Origin of the sequence: Candidatus Poriferisodalis sp., from assembly GCF_965205175.1 — a bacterium.
Lineage (GTDB): Bacteria > Actinomycetota > Acidimicrobiia > Acidimicrobiales > Poriferisodalaceae > Poriferisodalis.
In genome coordinates, this window is the sequence record NZ_OZ242038.1 from 1965121 (window position 1) to 1984000 (window position 18880).

The 18880-nt window shown below is 68.6% G+C and carries 17 protein-coding genes; 10 read left to right on the forward strand and 7 right to left on the reverse strand.

The features are described 5' to 3' along the window. Window position 1: 1 nt before the first annotated feature. From ACOGI4_RS08550 to ACOGI4_RS08560, 3 genes are all read left to right on the forward strand, one after another. Window positions 2-847: an alpha/beta fold hydrolase gene (locus ACOGI4_RS08550; RefSeq protein WP_419841253.1), complete on the forward strand. Its 846-nt coding sequence runs from the start codon at window positions 2-4 to the stop codon at window positions 845-847. Window positions 848-986: 139 nt separating this feature from the next. Continuing rightward, window positions 987-1526, forward strand: a complete 540-nt coding sequence (locus ACOGI4_RS08555) for an FAS1-like dehydratase domain-containing protein (RefSeq protein WP_419841254.1) — start codon at window positions 987-989, stop codon at window positions 1524-1526. A gap of 70 nt (window positions 1527-1596) precedes the next feature. Further along, window positions 1597-2019: a MaoC/PaaZ C-terminal domain-containing protein gene (locus ACOGI4_RS08560; RefSeq protein WP_419841255.1), complete on the forward strand. Its 423-nt coding sequence runs from the start codon at window positions 1597-1599 to the stop codon at window positions 2017-2019. 50 nt (window positions 2020-2069) lie between these two features. Here the strand turns inward: ACOGI4_RS08560 and ACOGI4_RS08565 are convergent, their stop codons facing one another. Next, window positions 2070-3326 carry an acyl-CoA dehydrogenase family protein gene (locus ACOGI4_RS08565; protein WP_419841256.1) on the reverse strand — a complete coding sequence of 419 codons (1257 nt, stop codon included), beginning with the start codon at window positions 3324-3326 and terminating at the stop codon, window positions 2070-2072. A 147-nt stretch (window positions 3327-3473) separates the two neighbouring features. Between ACOGI4_RS08565 and ACOGI4_RS08570 the strand changes: the two genes are divergently transcribed. Beyond that, a complete protein-coding gene (locus ACOGI4_RS08570; RefSeq protein WP_419841257.1) occupies window positions 3474-4022 on the forward strand; it encodes a DsbA family oxidoreductase in 549 nt (182 codons plus the stop codon). A 55-nt stretch (window positions 4023-4077) separates the two neighbouring features. Here the strand turns inward: ACOGI4_RS08570 and ACOGI4_RS08575 are convergent, their stop codons facing one another. Both ACOGI4_RS08575 and ACOGI4_RS08580 read right to left on the reverse strand, forming a co-directional pair. Beyond that, a complete protein-coding gene (locus tag ACOGI4_RS08575) occupies window positions 4078-4503 on the reverse strand; it encodes a rhodanese-like domain-containing protein (protein WP_419841258.1) in 426 nt (141 codons plus the stop codon). 163 nt (window positions 4504-4666) lie between these two features. Beyond that, window positions 4667-5434, reverse strand: a complete 768-nt coding sequence (locus tag ACOGI4_RS08580) for a DUF169 domain-containing protein (RefSeq protein WP_419843117.1) — start codon at window positions 5432-5434, stop codon at window positions 4667-4669. Window positions 5435-5657: 223 nt separating this feature from the next. Between ACOGI4_RS08580 and ACOGI4_RS08585 the strand changes: the two genes are divergently transcribed. The 4 genes from ACOGI4_RS08585 to ACOGI4_RS08600 all read left to right on the forward strand — a co-directional run bounded on the left by ACOGI4_RS08585 (window position 5658) and on the right by ACOGI4_RS08600 (window position 12266). Further along, entirely contained in the window at window positions 5658-6440 is a 783-nt protein-coding gene (locus ACOGI4_RS08585) for an enoyl-CoA hydratase/isomerase family protein (RefSeq protein ID WP_419841259.1), read from the forward strand. A gap of 4 nt (window positions 6441-6444) precedes the next feature. Beyond that, window positions 6445-7365: a TIGR01777 family oxidoreductase gene (locus ACOGI4_RS08590; RefSeq protein ID WP_419841260.1), complete on the forward strand. Its 921-nt coding sequence runs from the start codon at window positions 6445-6447 to the stop codon at window positions 7363-7365. Between the two features lie 16 nt (window positions 7366-7381). Continuing rightward, a complete protein-coding gene (locus ACOGI4_RS08595; protein WP_419841261.1) occupies window positions 7382-9628 on the forward strand; it encodes a penicillin acylase family protein in 2247 nt (748 codons plus the stop codon). A gap of 169 nt (window positions 9629-9797) precedes the next feature. After that, entirely contained in the window at window positions 9798-12266 is a 2469-nt protein-coding gene (locus tag ACOGI4_RS08600) for an RCC1 domain-containing protein (RefSeq protein WP_419841262.1), read from the forward strand. 48 nt (window positions 12267-12314) lie between these two features. Here the strand turns inward: ACOGI4_RS08600 and ACOGI4_RS08605 are convergent, their stop codons facing one another. The 3 genes from ACOGI4_RS08605 to ACOGI4_RS08615 all read right to left on the reverse strand — a co-directional run bounded on the left by ACOGI4_RS08605 (window position 12315) and on the right by ACOGI4_RS08615 (window position 15763). Then, window positions 12315-13175 carry an alpha/beta fold hydrolase gene (locus tag ACOGI4_RS08605; RefSeq protein WP_419841263.1) on the reverse strand — a complete coding sequence of 287 codons (861 nt, stop codon included), beginning with the start codon at window positions 13173-13175 and terminating at the stop codon, window positions 12315-12317. Next, complete coding sequence (locus ACOGI4_RS08610) at window positions 13172-14455, reverse strand: LLM class flavin-dependent oxidoreductase (protein WP_419841264.1); 1284 nt, start codon at window positions 14453-14455, stop codon at window positions 13172-13174. The genes ACOGI4_RS08605 and ACOGI4_RS08610 overlap by 4 nt, the downstream gene beginning before the upstream one ends. Before the next feature lie 120 nt (window positions 14456-14575). Continuing rightward, entirely contained in the window at window positions 14576-15763 is a 1188-nt protein-coding gene (locus ACOGI4_RS08615; protein WP_419841265.1) for an acyl-CoA dehydrogenase family protein, read from the reverse strand. Window positions 15764-15827: 64 nt separating this feature from the next. On the opposite strand from ACOGI4_RS08615, the gene ACOGI4_RS08620 reads away from it, so the two are divergent. Both ACOGI4_RS08620 and ACOGI4_RS08625 read left to right on the forward strand, forming a co-directional pair. After that, the gene (locus ACOGI4_RS08620; protein WP_419841266.1) at window positions 15828-17192 is read left to right on the forward strand and encodes a M20/M25/M40 family metallo-hydrolase; all 1365 of its coding nucleotides are present in this window, start codon (window positions 15828-15830) and stop codon (window positions 17190-17192) included. 524 nt (window positions 17193-17716) lie between these two features. Further along, window positions 17717-18115, forward strand: coding sequence for a hypothetical protein (locus tag ACOGI4_RS08625; protein ID WP_419841267.1), 399 nt, complete (start codon window positions 17717-17719; stop codon window positions 18113-18115). An 83-nt stretch (window positions 18116-18198) separates the two neighbouring features. Here the strand turns inward: ACOGI4_RS08625 and ACOGI4_RS08630 are convergent, their stop codons facing one another. Next, window positions 18199-18867: a hypothetical protein gene (locus tag ACOGI4_RS08630; RefSeq protein ID WP_419841268.1), complete on the reverse strand. Its 669-nt coding sequence runs from the start codon at window positions 18865-18867 to the stop codon at window positions 18199-18201. Between the last annotated feature and the right edge of the window lie 13 nt (window positions 18868-18880).

The following is an 18880-nucleotide window of genomic DNA, read 5'->3' on the forward strand; positions in this document are numbered from 1 at the left end:
CGTGACGCTGCAAGGCACGACACCGAGCAGTGCGTTCCGGCTGCAGGTCCGCGGCCAAGCGGTAGGCGTTGCCACCGGCGGCGCGGTGCCCGACCCTGTGTCGGCGGCAGCGGCACCGGTGGTGGTGCTCGTACACGGGGCTGGCATGGACCGCACGGTGTGGCAGCAGCAGACGCGCTGGCTGGCGCACCACGGCTACACACCGCTGGCGGTTGACTTGCCAGGTCACGGCAACAGCGGCGGCGAGCCGCTGACCTCGGTGGCGGACATGTCGGAGTGGCTCAGCGAAGCGGTCACCGCGGTGGGGGAACGGCTGGCGTGCGAGCAGGTGCGCTTGGTCGGCCACTCGATGGGCTCGCTCGTCTGCACCGAGACTGCTGCTGCCGATCATCGTCGCGTCGCCCGGCTGGTGCTGATGGGCACGGCCGCCACGATGCCGGTGCATCCGACATTGCTGGGCGCTGCCCAAGCGAACGAGCGGCTGGCGCCGGAACTGATGACCGCATGGGGACACGGCAGTCGGGCGCACATCGCCACCAACCCCACTCCTGGACTGTGGATGGCCGGAGGAGCGGTCGCCTTGCTGGAGCGGGCCCGCAATGGGGTCATCCACATCGACCTGCGTGCTTGCGCTGCCTACGAGGCGGGTGATGCCGCGGCTCGTGTCCGGTGCCCGGCGACGGTCGTGGTCGGCAGCGAGGACAAGATGACGCCGCCCCGCGCGGCTGCACCGCTGATTGCCGATTTCGCGGACTGCGACGTCGTTCACCTGCAGGGCGCGGGCCACATGATGATGAACGAGGATCCGGCCGGCGTCCGGTCCGCGCTCGCCACCGCACTGGCCTAGCCCGACCCCGGGCACACTCGGTCTGGCGGTGCCGTCTGCCGACGGGTGCGGCCGCTCACGCGTGCGCGTCGCCGGCGCGAGTGCCATCATGTGAAGACGACAACACGATCCGGCACGCGACCTGCAGGAGGCATCGGACATGGCAGTCGAGCGATTTCCCGTGGAGTCCTCGCACATCTTGATGTTCGCGAGGGCGATCGGCGACACGAACCCGATCTACAGCGATCCGCAGTACGCGGCCGGCACCGAGGTCGGCTCGATCATCGCGCCGCCCACCTTCGCGCAGTCCAGTGCGCAGTTCGATCCGGACTACTTCCTGCGGCCCAAGCCCGACAAGAAGTGGTTCGGCAGCGGCCGCACCGCATCGGGCACGCTCGTGCGCGACCTTTCCGAGGCAGACGGCGAAGACGTTGCAGACGAGCGGGAAGGCGACAAGCAATCCGGCGCTGCTGCGGGCGGCCTCCACGCCGAACAGCATTTCACTTACCACCGGCACCTCAAGCCCGGCGACGTGCTGCACACGGTCACCTACGACGGCGAGAGGTGGGAGAAGCAGTCCAAGCGGGCAGGAATCCTGAAGTTCTCCGAATCGGTCACCGAGTACCGCGACGAGGACGACGAGCTGGTCATCACGGCCAAAGGCGTCGGTGTCGTCACCGAGAAGGTCATCGACGGCTGAGCCGGCGTCTCAGCGCACCTCAGAATCCAGAACGGCACTCAGACCGGGCACACAGACAAGGCACACAGACATGGCACTCAGCGCATCGCAGCTCAACATCGGCGACAGCTACTCCGAGCAGATCGTCGACGACCTCACCCGCACCCAGATCGTTCAGTACGCGGGCGCATCAGGCGACTACAACCCGGTCCACACCGACGAGAAGTTCGTCACCGAGGTGGCGGGCTACCCCACGGTGTTCGCGCACGGCATGCTCACCATGGGCATGACCGGCCGCATGGTCACCAACTTCGTGGGCGACGGCCGCCTCACCTACTACGGCGTGCGGTTCACGAGTCAGGTGTGGCCCGGCGACACGCTCACCGCGAAGGCCGAGGTTGCCGCGATCCGTGACGAGGACGGCGACAAGCTGGTGGACCTCACGATCACCACCACCAACCAGGACGATCGAGCGGTCCTCACCGGCCAGGCCACCGCCCGCCTCGACGACTGAGCCCCCGACGACTGAGTGTCGCTCCGGCGCTTTGCCCGCTGGGCGCTGTGCTAGCTCTTCGCTCTTTGAGCGAAGCCGAACAGCTTGCCCGCCACCTTGCGGATCTGGATCTCCTCTGAGCCTTCGGTGATGCGGTACCGGCGGTGGTGCCGGTAGATGTGTTCGAAGGGCATGTGGCGGCCGTAGCCGTTGCCGCCGCAGCTCTGCATCGCCCGATCCGCTGCGTCACAGCAGAAGCGATTTCCCCGGTAGTTGCACATCGCCACCTTGTCGGTGATCTCCATGTGGTCTACGCCTTCGTCCATCTCCCATGCCGTCTTCCAGATCAGCGCTCGGATCATCTCCGCTTCGGTGTACAGCTCGGCCAGCGGGAACTGGATGGCTTGGTTCTGCGCCAGCGGCTTGCCGAACGTGGTGCGGTTCTTCACGTACTCCACGGCCACGTCGATGCAGTGCAGGCCCGCTCCCACCGACGACGCCGCCTGGCGGATCCGGTTCTCGTGTACGAACAGCTGCGCCGTCTGCAGGCCGCGGCCCTCGTCGCCCAGGATGTCGTCGTCGCTCACCCGCACGTCGGTCAGCCGGACATGGGCGTGGTCGGTCGGCATGTTGAAGGTCCACATGAACTTCTCGACCGCGAAGCCCGGCGTGTCCACCGGCACGATGAAGCAGGTGATGCCGTGGCCGTCGCCGGGGCTGCCTGAGGTACGGGCGAAGATGTAGTCGTGGGTGGCGTGATGCAGGCCTGTGTTCCAGTACTTCTCGCCGTTGATGACCCACTCGTCGCCGTCACGCACCGCGGCGGTCTCCATCCAGGTGGCATCGGAGCCGTGCAGCGGCTCGGTCAAGCCGAATCCGATGCGCGCAGCGCCCTCGAGCATTCTCGGGATCCAGTACTCCTGCTGGGCCGCTGAGCCGTAGCGTTCCATCATCAGCACCGTCGGAAAGTTGCCGATGATCGAGTTCTCGTTCTGCAGGTCGTTGTGCAGCCCCAGGCCACGGCGGGCGAGATGCTCCCGGATGACGGCCATGCCCAAGTTGGTGCCGTCGCTGCCACCGAAACGCTTGGGCAGCTGCCAGCGCAGGAACCCCGCCTTGTCGGCTTCTGCGCGCATGCGGCCCAGCAGTGCTTCCCACTCCGCGTTGGGCAGCCCGTCGCGGTGCCAGTCGGTGCGCGAGTCCTCGCGGCGGTGGTCGAAGAAGCGGATGTTGTCGTTCTCGGCTTCGATGGGCTTGATGACGTCGTCGATGAATGCGTCCAGGTCGTCGAGCAGTGCCGCGATGTCTGCCGGGATGGTGAAGTCCATGCGCGGCAACCTACCGGGCCGCCCCCTGGCGCCGCCGCGCTGACGGTCGACGGTGTGCGAGGATGACGGGCGGAGGTGAGCGCCATGTCGATGCCGACTGCGATGTCCGTGCTGGTGTGGTCCGACTACCTGTGACCGTGGTGCCACTTGGCACGGGCCCGGGCGGTCCGTCTGGCTGAACGGCACCGCCTCGATATCACCTGGCTCGCGTACGAGATCCATCCCGAAGTGCCGGCGGAGGGCATCGAGGTCCGCAGCGGATTCGATCGGGTAGCGTCGCTTGCCGAGGCCGAGGGCATTGCGTTCGTGGCGCCCCAGCGCCTGCGCAACAGTGCCAAGGCGCACCAGGCAGCGCTGGCCGTGGAGCACGCTGATCCCGATGCGGCCGAGCGCTACCACGACCGGCTCTATGGGGCCTACTGGGAGGAAGAGCTGGACGTCAGCGATCCAGAGGTGCTGGTGGGCTTGGCGTCCGACGTGGCCATCGACCCCGATGTGCTGCGCCGAGCGGTTGTCCATGACGAGCTGCTGCCTGCGCTGCGAGCCTCGATGGCGCGGGCGCACGAGTGGGGCATCAGTGCCACTCCGAGCTGGCTGTTCGACGGCCGCCTCGTGGTGCCTGGCGCTCAGGACGCCGAGTTCATGGCGGACGTCATCAGGCGTCTGCGTGAGCGCCCGGTGCCCGACGCGCATTGAGCACGGTGCCGCCGGGTTGGCTCAGTCGCCGGGCTTGATTGGTCGCCGGGCTGGCTCAGCCAGCGGGCTCTGTGAGCGCGTCGTTCGGCGGTACCACGGGCAGCCCGTGACCGATCCAGCCCTCGATGCCGCCGACCAGGTCGGTGGCACGCGCAAAGCCCATCTGTTGCAGTCTCGATGCCGCCAAGCTTGAGCTGTAGCCCTGGTTGCAGACGATGACGAGATGATCGTCGAAGTCTGCGGCTGTACCGGCCGAGGCACCCGAATCCGGATCGATGCGCCATTCCAGCACGAGCTGCTCGATGTGCTCGCAGCCCTCGATCACGCCCGTGCGTTGGAGGTGGTCGCGGGGCCGGACGTCGATGACTCGCAGCACGGGCGAGCCGTCCGGGCCGGCGGTGCGCATCAGCTCGGCGAGTTCGCCTGGCGAGACGCGTTCGAGGCCCGCTCGCGCCCGCTTCAGCAGGTCGTGGACGGTCATCCGCTTCGCGGGGCCGGTGCCGCGTTCGGTTTGGCCTGCACAGTCTTGGCCGGGACTGTCTTGGCCAGATCCGTCGGGGGTCGGCTGCGGTGTCGTGGCGTTTCCTGCCGGTCTGCGGGTCGAGTCCGCGCGTCGTACGTTCGGCAGAGGGCTCAGTCAGCGCTCAGTCGTAGCTGGCGCCCAGGCCGGCCCGGGCGTCGGTCTGTATGCCGTAGGGCGGGATGGGATAGCGCAGGCCGTTGCGTGCCAGCGCTTCCATCCCCTCCACCGCGACCACGAGATCATCGGGCGTCAGCGCCATCAGCAGCTCGTCTTCCATCACGCCGCCGTATCGCCGTTCTGCGAAGCAGGGGATGGACACGCTGGGCTCGCCGGTGCGCAGCGCCCGGCCCCAGGAGTCCGCGCACGCCGACTCGCCCACGCAGCCCCATTCCAGCTTCTTGTAGCCGCGCCACTGCAGACCGTTGACGAGGATGATCATCTGGGCGGGCGTGGCGTAGATCAAGCAGACATCCGGCGGGTCGAGGCGCTTCGACGACAGCGGCGAAACGACCATCGCCTCATAGGTGCCGTAGGGCACGACATCCATGGCGCGCTGATGCGCTGAGGCGTCGTCGAGGGTCTCGAACCACACGCCGGCCATGCGGTCACCGGACAGCCACTGGTCGTCCTGGGGATGCAGCCCGATGACTGCACCGCACTGGGCGCCGACGAGGTCGTCCATGGTGATGCCTACCGTCCAGTTCAGCCGACAGGCCATGCCCACGATCTGGTCGGTCGTGTGGATCGCGCTCGGCCGGCGCACGCGGGGCACAGCCGCCATCTGGTCGGCAGTCTCGAACAGCTGCATGCCGATGGGCGTGGTGCGAAGGCGCAGCACGGCTTGCAGTCGGCCGAGCAGCTCGTCCCAGTTGATCGACGCCGTGCGCACGTGCGCTGGGGTCTGCGCCGGGTCGGATTTCTCTGCGATCGGTGTCGCGGTGTCGCGAATGTCTGTCCGGGTCACGGCAACTCACGCTAGTGCAGCGACTACTAGCGTGAGCTGAACTGATCTCAAGTGGGCTGCGAGCCGAACCAGAGCGAGCCGGCGGTTGCCACGAGTTCGCTTCGAGAGGGTTGCCGCGAGCACACGAGCAACGAAGGGAGACGTGACGATGGCCGAGGGACTGAGGGTCGAGCGGGACGGCAGAGTCGGCTTGGTGGTCATGGATCGCCCGCCGCACAACTTCCTGAGCTACCGCCAAGTACACGACATCGCCGACGCCCTGGCCGAGCTGGAGGAGGACATGGGCATCGGCTGCGCCGTGCTGGCCGCCGAAGGCCGTTCGTTCTGCGCCGGCGCCGATCTGGGCGGCGACGGCGTCGGCGGCGGGTCCGACGAGAAGGTCGGCGGCAGCGCCACGCTGCAGCTTTACCAAGGCTCGGGTCGGCTCTTCGACGTGACCCTGCCGATCGTCGGCGCGATCCACGGGCCGGCCATCGGCGGCGGGCTGGGCTTGGCCATGGTGCCCGACATTCGCATCACCTGCCCCGAGGCGCGCTTCTGCGCGAACTTCGCATCGCTGGGCATCCACCAAGGCTTCGGCATGAGCGTCACGATGCCGGCGCTGATCGGCCCGGAACGAGCCGCGAAGGTGCTCTTGGGCGCCAAGCGCTACAAGGGCGACGAAGCGGTCGCGCTCGGCTTGGCCGATGAATGCGTGCCCGCCGACCGAGTGCGTGATCGCGCCATCGAGGTCGCCCGCGAGATCGGCGCCAACGCGCCGCTGGCGGTGCGCGCCATCAAGGCCACCTTGAGGCTGGGACTCGGCGACAAGGTGCGCGAGATCACTCAGCGAGAAGCAGCCGAGCAGTTGCGCTTGTCCGGTACCGAGGATGCCCGCGAAGGCATGCGGGCAGTCTCGGAACGTCGCCCGGGCAACTTCGTCGGGCGCTGAACCCATGCGCGTCGCGATCACGGGAGTCCGAGGGCTGATCGGCGGAGCGCTTGCCGCCAGCCTGCACGCCGACGGCCACGAAGTGGTCGGTATCTCGCGCAGTGCCGATGCCGCCGGTGAGATACACGGCGGTGAGAGCCCAGCAGTCGAGTGCATGGTCGGCTGGGACGTCCCCGCAGGCACTGTTGACACCGCGGCGCTCGAAGGGCTCGACGCCGTGGTACACCTCGCGGGGGAGGGCATCGGCGGTCGCTGGAGTGCCGCTCGCAAGGCAGCGATCATGTCCAGCCGTGTCGATTCCACCGCACTGCTCGCCAAGACCATCGGCGAGCTGCACGCCAAGCCGACGGTGTTCGTCTGCGGTTCAGCGATTGGCTTCTACGGCGACCGGGGCGACGAGGAACTCACCGAGAGTTCGCTGCCAGGCGACGGCTTCTTGGCCGAGGTGTGCAAGCGGTGGGAACGTGCCGCCGTGCCGCTCAACGACGCCGGCGTGCGTCTGGTGCGCATCCGCACCGGCTTGGTCGTGGGTCCAGGTGCTGAGGCCGTCGAGCGCATGGCCAAAGTCACGCGTCTGTGCGCGGGCGGCCCGCTGGGGTCTGGTCGGCAGTGGTGGAGCTGGATCAGCTTGGAGGACGAGGTGCGGGCCATCCGTCACCTCATCGACAGCGACGCGAGCGGAGCGTTCAACCTGACGTCTCCCAACCCGGTTCGCCAGCGGGACTTCCAGCGTGCCTTGAGCGCGCAGCTGCGGCGTCCTGCGATGCTGCCCGCGCCGTCGTTCGCCATTCGAGCAGTGCTCGGGGAGATGGGCCAGGAGCTGTTGCTGGACTCGGCTCGTGTGTTGCCGGCCGCGCTCGAGCGCGACGGATTCGCGTTCGAGCACCCGGACCTGGACAGCGCCGTGGCGGTCTGCTTCGGCTGAGGACGGGCCTGCAGAAATGCCCGCAGGGGAACTGCTCGGCGCGACAGTGCGGCGCGACCGCTGGGGAATCGCCCATGTCGAGGCGCCCAACGCGCACGCTGCGTTCGCGGCGCAGGGCTGGGTGGCGGCTGCTGACCGGATCTGGCAGATGGAATGGGACCGACGCCGGGCGCTGGGCCGCTGGGCTGAGGTGGTGGGGATGGCCGGCGCACGTGAGGACGCGTTCTTCCGCCGGCTGGGGCTCGCAGCGATGGCCCGCTCCGACTACGAGGCGCTCGACGGTCGCACGCAGGAGATGTGCGAGTCCTACGCAGGCGGCGTCAATCGCTGGCTCGCCGACCATGGCGACGCGCTGCCGGCCGAGTTCGAGCATCATCCGGCGCCGCCCGAGCCGTGGGCGCCCTGGCACTGCGTGGCGGTGTACAAGCTGCGGCACATCTTCATGGGCACGCTCGCTCGCAAGCTGTGGCGGGGCCGCATCCTGTGCCAGGCGGGCCCCGAAGCGGTGATGGCCACGGTGGGCGACATCGAGGCCGACGCCGCCATGGTGCCGGGCGACGGGCCGCGCCCCGACCTGTTGGCCGACGCAGCGAGCGTGCTCGACGCGTGCGCACCCGACATGGCGGCGCTGGCGGCGGCGATGGATGCCGACGGTGCGTCCAACTCGTGGGTGCTCAGCGGGGAGCGCACTGCCAGCGGCAAGCCGCTGCTGGCCGGAGACCCGCACCGCGGCATCGAGTTCCCGAATGTGTACCACCAGTTCCACATGCGCTGCGACGAGTTCGATGCGATCGGGTTGGGCTTTCCGGGCGTTCCGGGCTTCCCGCACTTCGGCCACAACGCTGAGGTGGCTTGGGGCATCACCCACGGGATGTGCGACGACACCGACGTGTTCGTGGAGCGGTTCGCGCCGGACTGGACGCCGGAAGCGTCATGGCGGGTGGAGGAGCTGCATATTCGCGGTGAGGGCATCGTCGACGTGCTGTGCGGTTCGACCCCGCGAGGCCCGGTCGTGCTGGGCGATCCGGCTGAGGGCATCGCCCTGTCGATGCAGTGGACGGCCGCGTTCGGACCCGACACCACGCTGGACGCCCTGTGGCCGATGCTGTGCGCAGTCTCGACGTCGGAGCTGATCGAGGCTGTGCGGCCGTGGGTGCTGCCGGTCAACAATCTGCTGGCAGCCGACCGCGCGGGCGCCGTGGCGTTCAAGATCCGCGGGCGTGTCGTCGAGCGGCGGCCTGCGAGCCGCTGGACGCCGGTGCCCGGCACGGACGAGTTCTCGTGGGACGGCTTGGCGCCGGTGCCGTTCGGTGACCTGCCGGAATGGATCGACCCCGAACGGGGCTACTTGGTGACCGCCAACAACCGCACCGCCGACGGCGGCCCGTACATCTCGCTGGACTTCACCGGCCCCAGCCGCCACGACCGCATCTGCGAGCTGTTGTCGCCCATGACCGATGCCGTCGCGGCAGATATGGCCGACATGCATGCCGACGTGACCTCGTTGGTGGCACCCAAGGTGGTCGAGCTGGTGCTCGAGCACGCCGTCGAATGCGGCCACGAGCGCTCGCACGAGCTGCTCGACACACTGGCCGCCTGGGACCAGCGCATGACCGCCGACTCGGCGCCGGCAACCATCTACGCGGTGGTCAAGCGGAGACTCATCGAGACCATCGTCGAACGGCTCGGCATCGCCGGCGCCGAGCTGGGCGCCGCGGGCTGGCCTCCGGCCGCAGAGGCCAGCCGCATGGCCGCCGGTGCGGCAACGCGCATGCTGTGCGAACGGAATCTCGGTGCGGTGCCGGGCCTGGACCATCCCATCGGGCTGCGCATGGCCGTGAGCGCCTGCGTGGACGAGACCGCCGCCGAGCTGACGCAGCGACTCGGCGACGATTCGTCGTCGTGGCTGTGGAGGCGGGTGCATCGCATGGCATCGCCGCATCCGCTCGCGTCTGCGATTGCAGCGGCGAGCGACCTGCACCCACCGGCGGACGGCTGTGCCGGCGACGGCGACACCGTCCGGCAGGGCGGCACGGCACCGGAGACCGGCGAGCGCGCCGTCCATGGCTCGGTCGCTCGCTACGTGTTCGACTTAGGCGACTGGGACAGCTCCGGCTGGGTGGTCCCCCATGGCGTGTCCGGCGTGCGCGGCAGCGGCCATGACCTCGACCAGCGGCAGGCGTGGCTGGACTGCCAGCTGATCCCGATGGCCTACACGCCTGCAGCAGTGGCAGCGGCGACGGCCCAAATTCAGCAGGTGTAGGCGCCGGCTCTGGTCTGGCGCGGTCGGCGGGTCGGCGACCATCCACCAAATTGCCCCCCCCCCCCCCATAATCTGCAGGGTGGGTGTGGCCGCTGCGGACGGCCCGCTTGCGACCGCCGTCAAGCGGCGCCGATGATTCCGAAGGCAACTAAGAACGAGGAGCGACGCAATGATGCGAATGACCGGACCCCGATGTGCTCGCACGCTCATGACGTGTACGACGGCGGCGGTGGCACTGCTGGCTGGACTGGTGTCGCTTGGGCCGGCAGGCGCACAGGCGGGCGACGCCTTTGTGGGCGGCGCGCAACGGTGGATCGAATCGGGATGCACCGGCGAGGTGCCGATTGTGGTGGCGTCTGATGCGGGGGCGCAGTCGGACGTCTACAGCGCCGTCACGCTCGCCGGCGTCCTGGGCACGGACTGTGTGATCTTGGCAGGTGCCCGCGACGACGTCATGCTGGCGGCGCAGCGGAGGCGTCTGAATGCGGCCGCTCGAGGGGGCTACGTGGTGGGCGGAACGGCCGCGGTACCCGCCGCCAAGGTTGCTGGGCGCAGCATGACCCGGCTCGCGGGGTCTGACCGTTGGGCGACTGCGCAGCTCGTGGGTGCCGTCGCCGCGGGCGGGAATCCCACGCGCGCACCTGCCCGGCCGACTGCGGGGTCCGGATCCTCGTCGGTCCGTAGCGCTGGGGCGTACCTCGCCGGTGCGGAAGGCTGGTTCAGCTCAGGCTGTGCCGGCGAGGTGCCGATTGTGGTGGCGTCTGATGCGGGGGCGCAGTCGGACGTCTACAGCGCCGTCACGCTCGCGGGCGCGCTCGGCACGGACTGTGTGATCTTGGCGGGTGCCCGCGACGGCGTCATCCCGGCAGCGCAGCAAGCTCGTCTGGATGCCGCAGCACGCGGAGGCTACGTGGTGGGCGGAACGGCCGCAGTGCCCACCGCCAAGACGTGCGGGCGCCAGATGACTCGGCTCGCGGGCAAAGATCGTTGGGTTACGGCACAACTGGTCGGCAGTCGCGCCAAGGGCGACACCAACGCAGGCACCAGCACTGCCGACGAACCCTGCGTCGACCGCAGCCAAGATGTCGCCCGCTACACCGCCATAGCGGCCAACGGCTTCCACACATGCGCAATTCGCGTTGGCGCGGGCGCTTCTTGCTGGGGCTGGAACAAGCACGGGCAGGCCGACGTGCCCGATGGCGAGTTCACGGCTGTTGCGGCTGGTGATCGTCATTCGTGCGCGGTGGGCCGCGATCGGTCGGTGCGGTGCTGGGGTGACAACGGTTCCGGTCAGGCGGATTCGCCGTCCGGCGAATTCACGGCCGTCGCGGCCGGGGATCGTCACTCGTGCGCTGTTCGACGCGATGGAACGGTGCGGTGCTGGGGCGACAACGGGTCCGGGCAGGCATCGGCGCGGGCCGGCACGTTCGCTGCTGTTGCGGCTGGTGATCGTCATTCGTGCGCGGTGGGCCGCGATCGGTCGGTGCGGTGCTGGGGCGACAACGGTTCTGGTCAGGCGGATGCGCCCAGTGGGGCATTCACCGCGGTCGCGGCTGGTGATCGTCATTCGTGCGCTCTGCGCAGCAGTGGCGCGGTGGCGTGCTGGGGCGACAACGGTTCTGGTCAGGCGGATGCGCCGAATGGCGCGTTCACTGCTGTTGTAGCCGGCGGCCGTCATTCGTGCGCTCTGCGCAGCAGTGGCGCGGTGGCGTGCTGGGGCGACAACGGTTCGGGCCAAACCGACGCGCCTGCAGGGGCATATGTTGCGGTCGCTGTTGGTGATCGTCATTCGTGTGCGCTGCGCAGCGCCGGCACGGCGACCTGCTGGGGACGCAACACCGAGGGGCAAGCCGATTCGCCGGCAGGCGCGTACACGGCCGTTGCTGCCGGCTGGGGCCACTCGTGCGCGCTCCGCAGCGACGACACCGTGGCGTGCTGGGGCAGCAACAACTTCGGGCAGGCGGACGCGCCCAGCGGTGTCTTCAGCGCAGTCTCCGCAGGCGGCGGTCGCTCGTGCGCGATTCGAAGCGACAGCTCCATGCACTGCTGGGGAGGCCAATCCGACAGTGCGCGAGATGTGCCCGCCGGCGACTTCACCGCCCTGTCGGTAGGCCTCTTGCAATCGTGCGCGATTCTCATCGACGAGTCCGTGCTGTGCTGGGGCACAGGCAATGCAAGCCTGCTGGCCGCGCCCGGGGGAACATTCCGCGCAGTGTCCGTCGGGGTGGGGCATGCCTGTGCCATTCGTACCAACAGCAGCCTTGCCTGCTGGGGCGCCGACAACTACGGACAGGCGAAACCGCCTGCCGGGAAGTTCTCTGCGGTGGCAGCCGGCTGGGATCATTCGTGCGCGATACGGACCGACAGGAAGGTGGTGTGCTGGGGCGACAACGAATACGGCAAATCGACAGCCCCTACAGGTGCCTTCGTCGCGGTCTCTGCGGGTGGCAGCAGCACGTGCGCGCTGCGCAGCAACGGCACCGCCGTGTGCTGGGGCCGCGGCTCAGATGGTCCAGCGGTTGCGCCGTCCGGTGCGCTGCGTGCCGTCTCGGTGGGCGGGGGGCATGCGTGCGCCGTCCGCAACGACGGCTCGGTGATCTGCTGGGACGACCTCGCCCTGCTCGCTCCGCCGAGATAGCGCCAGCCGGGGCCGGGCCTTGGGTCGCCCTGCCGCGCTCGGTGCCCGTCAGCCGCGCAAATGGGCCGCTACAGCCGACACGACTGCAGCGGGCTGCTCATGAGGCAGCATGTGCCCGGCGCCGTCCACCAGCTCCACCGCTGCGTCAGGCAGCGCCGCCTGCCATTCGTCCGCATACACCGGCGGGATCAGCCGGTCTTGGCGGCCCCACACCAGCAGTGTCGGAACCGTCACGCGATACGCCCGCTGGGAGAATCTCCGATTCGGGATCGGGAACAGGATCTTGCCGGCCATGCCCTGCTGGCGCGCCCGCGCCACCATGAACCGCGTCAGCGTCTCGTTGTCGGAGAAGTCAGCGCCTCCGGTCAGCACTTCCTCTCCCACGTCAGGGCTGGCGAACAGCACCTCGGCGAGCTGGTAGGGGAGCATGGCGAAGATGTCGGGAATCGGATGCTCGCTCAGCCACATTCCCGCGGGGCACAGCAAGGCCATGCGGGTCACCGACTGGGGCGCCATGGCCGCCATCTCCGCAGCGATCATGCCACCCATCGAGTGGCCCATCAGGTGCAGAGCGCCGCTGCCCGGGTCCGAGAGCAGGCCCATCTCGGAGGCGACGTCCCAGCCGTGCAGCGCGAAGTCCCACATGTCCGACAGACGGTCCTCGTCGCCGTGCTCGCTCCACGCCGGCCACACGGGCGCGACCACCCGCAGGCCCGCGGCGGCCAAGCCTTGGAGCACGGGCTCGTCGGGCAGCCAGCCGCCGGCGCCGTGCAGCGCCAGCACGGTCGCTTCGCAGGGTGCTGTGCCCTCGCTCGGCTCGTAGACGCGCACCGGTGCCGTCACGCGGCGCTTGGTCGTGACCTCGACCTCCTCGAACGCCGCGGTCGGCGCGGCAACGCCCGTACTCACGCGACGACGGCCTGGGGTGCGTCGGGATAGCGACGGGCGTCGGCCATCGTGTGCTCGGGGCGCACACGCTCGGCCATCGGTTTGCACCACCAGTCGGCCGCGTCGTCGAACTCGTCGCCCCAGATGCCGCGCAGTCCCGGCATCACCTTCTCTGCGAAGAGCTGGCTGGAGTAGCGGGTCTTCCAGTCCGGCATGTTGCCCATGTGCAGCAGGCAGAACACGGTGCCGAGCCGCAGCCGGCGGATCATGTCCTCCATGCGCTCGCGCACCGTGTCCGGCGAGCCGGCGATCACGTAGCCGCCTTCGACCAAGTCCTTCCACGTCAGCCGCTTGAACAGGGCCTGGTTTTCTTTGCGGAACTGGTCCAGCTTGCCCGCCTGGATGGTCTTGACGGTCCGATAGCCCGGCGGGTCGGCAAAGCCAGGAAACACATGCAGGCAGCGGTTGAAGAAGTACAGCATGTGCTCGCTGTACAGCTCCTCTGCTTCGGCATCGGTGGACGCGGTGCAGATGATCTGCGCGAAGCCGGCGCGTCCGGGCGACGGGCTCTTGCCGAGTTCGCCGACCCGGTTCCAGTAGCCGTCCATCAGTGTCTGGCCGGCCAAGTAGCCGTTGAAGCTGAGGTAGGAGTAGTTGTAGTCGTGCTCCAGGCAGAAGTCCCACGTCTCGATCGATCCGCCGCCGGGAATGTAGATCGGCGGATGGGGCCGCTGGATCGGCTTCGGCCAGCAGTTCACATAGCGCAGCTGGGTGTACTTGCCGTCGAATGTGAACACGTCCGGGTTGGTCCAGGCCTCCATGATGAGGTCGTGGGCCTCGTAGTACTTCTCGCGGGTCAGCGCCGGAATCTGCCCGTAGGTGAAGTTGGTGTCCATCGGCGTGCCCACCGGGAAGCCCGCCACCAATCGGCCGCCGCTGATGCAGTCCAGCATCGCGAACTCCTCCGCCACACGGTGCGGCGGGTTGTACAGCGCGATCGAATTGCCGATCACGCAGATAGCTGCCTGCGAGGTGCGCCGGGCCAGTCCGGCGGCGATGATGTTGGGACTGGGCATGATGCCGTAGCCGTTCTGGTGATGCTCGTTGACGCCGATGCCGTCGAAGCCCAGCTCGTCGGCGAACTCGAGTTGGTCCATGTACTCGTGATAGACGCCGTTGGCGCGCTCCGGGTCGAACAGCGAGCCGTCGATGTCCACCCAGACGGACCGGTGCTCGGTCTTGAAGTCGTCGGGCAGGTCGGGCCACGGCATCAGGTTGAACCAGCAGAACTTCACGGTCATGTGGATTGCCTCCGTATCTGACAGGTGCCGAATCTGGCGGGCGCCGGCGCGACAGTCCGCGGTGCTGCGTCGGCTGGTCTGCTCTCGCCCACCCTATTGCGACTGCTCGGTTGCGGTCCCTTAGGGCGACGGTTCGCGTGGCAGGCCGAGCACTCGCTCGCCGATGATGTTGCGCTGGATCTCGCTGGTGCCGCCTGCGATGCGCATGCACGGCGCGTACAGGAACCGCTGCGTCGGCGCGGAGTCGACCAAGGCGTGCGCGCCGCGCAGGCCCACGGCGACGGCGGCTTCGTCGTAGCCGAGTTCGCTGTTTGCCAGCTTGGCGACGGGGGCCATACGAGCATCGGTGCCCCGCAGGTCCATGAGCGCCGCCAAGGCACTGCCGCGGGCGAACAGGTCGGCGAGCGACTGCCGCCCGTGCGGCCCAGTGGCCCCAGCTGCTTCGACCATCTGCGCCAGTCGCTTGCGCAGGCCGGTCACCCCGGCCGCCCCGGCGCCGCCGCGTTCATCCTCGAGCACCGCCATCGCCACCCCCCATCCGCCGCCGCGCCCGCCCAGCAGCGCGTCTGCGGGCACTGCAACGTCGTCGAAGTACACCTCGCAGAACTCGCTGTCGCCGGTCATCTGCCGGATCGGGCGGACCTCCACGCCGGGCAGGCTCATGTCCAGCAGGAAGAAGCTGATGCCGCGGTGCTTGGGCGCATCGGGCTCGGTGCGCGCCATCAAGATGCCGTACTCGGCGAACTGCGCGTTCGACGACCACACCTTCTGGCCGTTCAACACGAAGCGGTCGTCGTCGGCAACCGCGGCGGCGGCCAGCCCGCCGAGGTCCGATCCGGCGCCGGGCTCGCTGAACAGCTGGCACCACAGCAGCTCACCCGTGAGCGTCGGGCGCAGGAACGTGCGTTGCTGATCGGCGGTGCCGGCGCGCAGGATCGCCTCGCCCGCCAGCACGATGCCTTGCAGGTTGAGGTACGGCGCGACACCGGCGCGTTCGCATTCCTCCATCCACACCGCGGTGTGGCGTCGGCTCAGGCTCTGCCCGCCATGCTCGGCCGGCCAGTGCAGGCCGGCCCAGCCGCCCTCGAAGCAGTGCCGCTGCCACAGTCGCGCCTGCTCGTGCAGCTCCGGCGCCAGGATCGCTCCGTAGGCAGGACACGCGATGCCGGTGCGGACAGCATGCGCCAGGAACGCCGCTGCCTCTGTTCGGAACGATTCAAGGTTTGCTTCGATCGCTGCGTCTGCCGCCACGGCGGATGCAGATGCAGCGCTCGTCGCAGCAGATTGCATCGGTACGGCGGTGTTCATCGGTTGGGGCTCATCTGTTGGGGCTCATCTGTCGGCACAGTAGCGGTGTCCTAGCATCGCGGCCATGGGCGAACTCGACCACACCGATCCTGCGCTGACCAACCAGACGGTGGCGCTGTTGCAGCAGCTCATCCGCAACGCCTGTGTGAACGACGGCACGGTGGCCTCGGGCGAGGAGGTGCGCAACAGCGACCTGCTTCAGACATTCTTAGAAGGGCCCGGCGTGGAGGTGAGCAGCTTCGAGTCCGAGCCGGGCCGCCGTTCGCTGGTGGCTCGCATCGCCGGCACCGACCCGTCGGCGCCCAAGCTGTGCCTGATGGGCCACACCGACGTGGTGCCGGTGAACGAAGCGGGCTGGAGTCGCGACCCGTTCGGCGGTGAGCTGGTGGACGGCGAAGTTTGGGGGCGCGGTGCAGTCGACATGCTCAACCTCACGTCCTCGATGGCGGTGGCCTTCCGCCACATAGCCCGCAGCGGCTTCCGGCCGGCCGGCGACGTGATCTACTTCGGCGTCGCCGACGAGGAGGCTGGCGGCACTTACGGTGCCAAGTGGATGGCGCAGCACCACTGGGATGCCATCGAGTGCGATTACGTCCTCACCGAGTTCGGCGGGATGCCCAGCCACACGCCACAGGGCACCAAGATCACTTTGGCAGCCGGTGAGAAGGGGATCGGCTGGCGTCGGCTCATCGTGCGCGGCACGCCCGGTCACGGTTCGATGCCGTTCGGCACCGACAACGCGCTCGTCAAGGCCGCCGAGGTGGTGCGGCGCATCGCCGAGTACCGACCGGCGCCCCAGCTCACCGAGATGTGGCAGCACCACGTCTCCACGCTGCTGGTGGACGACGAGACACGTGAGGCCCTGCTGGACCCGGGCCGTGTCTACGACGCTGTGGCGGCGATGGACTCGCCCGGCTTGGCCCGGCACCTCCACGCGTGCAGCCACACCACGTTCAGCCCGAACGTGGTCGGCGGCGGCAACAAGACCAACATCATTCCCGACACGGTCGAGATCGAGGTGGACATCCGCACTGCGCCCGGCGATCCGGTTGCGGTGAATGAGCACTTGCGAGAAGCGCTCGGCGAGCTGTTCGACGAGGTGGAGATCGAGCGCCTCCACGACGACCCGGCCAGCTCCTCGCCGACCAACACGCCGATGTGGCAGCTGCTCAGCGAGCTGGTGGCCAAGGCGCACCCCGGTGCTCCGGTGATTCCGCAGCTGATCGTCGGCGCCACCGACGCCAGGTTCTTCCGCGAGAAGGGCGCGGTGGCCTACGGCGCCGGGCTGTTCAGCAACCGTGTCAACTCCAGCGACTTCATGCTGCGCTTCCACGGCAACGACGAGCGCGTCGACGTCGACTCGCTGGCACTCAGCACCCAGCTGTGGATCGACGTGATCAAGCACCGAGGCGACCGGGTCGCTTCGTGACCTGACCCGCTTGGTTGCCACGGCCAGGCACTCAGCGGCAATGCATCGAGGGCGCGTACCGCCACCGAATCAGCAGTGGTACTGTGAGATCCGTCTTTCCCCGACTTGCACGATCCGTGCGTCGCTGGGTCCATCAGGGGGGTGGGATGTCCACTACCAATGGGGCACCGCGTTCCGAGCGGGTGAGGAGCAGCCGCCGGCGAAGTCCTGCGATGTGCAGTCGGACTTCGCTCGGTATGGCTGGGTTCGCTCGGTTCGACGGGGTTCGGATCTGCTTGAGAGCCATCGCGACGAGGCCAACGCTGTCTGGTGTGCTGGCCGCGGGCTTGATTCTGGCAGGGGCGGCGGCGTGCGGTGAAGCGGCGGCGAACACGGTTGCAGCGACTGATGCCCGTGCTGGGGTCGTTGCGCCCGCCGCTCCGGCACCGGAGTCGGTGACGGCTCGGAACGCGGAACCAGACCGCACGCCTCTGCGCAGGGCATCGCATGACGCCGCGCCAGGGTCCTCTGATCTGTTCCGGCACATGCCTGAGCTTGATGACGGTTACGTCAGTCACGAGGAGCGGGAGACCGCGTACGGAGCATTCGTGTCCTGCGCACGGGGCCTGGGTGCCAAAGACTTCGTCGAACCCGGCCAGGCTGCCTGGCCAGTATCCATCTTCTACGGTTTCGTCGACGACGATGCCGGTGTAGCGCGCCGGTGCTATCGGTGGCATTTGTGGCGCATCGACGCTTGGCGGCAGATGCACAGCCCCAATGCTGTCGCTGGCCAGCCAGCCGTGAGCCCCACGTTGTCTCACCCCGAGTTTTTTCAGGAGATGCCTGAGTCTTGCTTGGCGCTGCTCGGCGGCAGCGCACCAGATCCGGCCGACCGCAACCGACCCGAAGCTGACGAGACCGAACACCGAATCATCCACTGCTGACATGCCCTTCAGCGCTGTCGGCCGACGGCTGCTGGGTGCGCTGAGCGTTCAGCCGTGCCCAGTATTCGGCTCAGGGTCGGGCGTCAGCTGGTGCAACCCACTCGGGGGGTGATGTGGGGGAGGCGTCCGGCCCGCAGGGAGATCACCGAGCCGGCCTCATCGATTTCCCAGACCACGCGCTTGTCGGCATCGGGGGTGTCCACAGGCACGTACTGGATTGCAGAGAGCCCGGGGCCGTCCTCGATCCGGTTGCCGAAAGCCTCGACGATCTCGCTGCGCGTCGAGCCGATGCCGTAGCCGGAGATGGTGGTGATCGGGCCGGCGTCGATGTCCACGCGCACGATCTCGGCGTTGACAGCGAGCAGCCGCACGCCTTGGGGTCCGTTCTGAATGGTGTAGTAGCGGCAGGCGTCGGTGCCGCCAGGCACTGCGATCAGCAAGGCGCCCGCAGCGGTCTGCGCGTCTTGGAGCGTGTGGCCGATCTGCACCGGCGACAGGCCGGCAGTCGACAGCTTCGACGCCGTCGTCACGTTGGAAGCCGCAGGGCCGCTGTCGCCGTCGGCCGGGGCATCCGCCGAGGTCGTTGTGGGCGCCACCGTCACGAGCGTGGTGGTGACGGTGGCAGTCTCGACGCTTGAGGCCGCCGAGCCGTCAGCGGCTGTTGTGGTGGTGGCGTCTGTGCTGTCGTCGTTGTCGTCGCTCAGCAGTCCGCACGCGCTGACCAGCAGCGACACGGCCAGCGCCGTCGCCACCGCACTTCGGCCT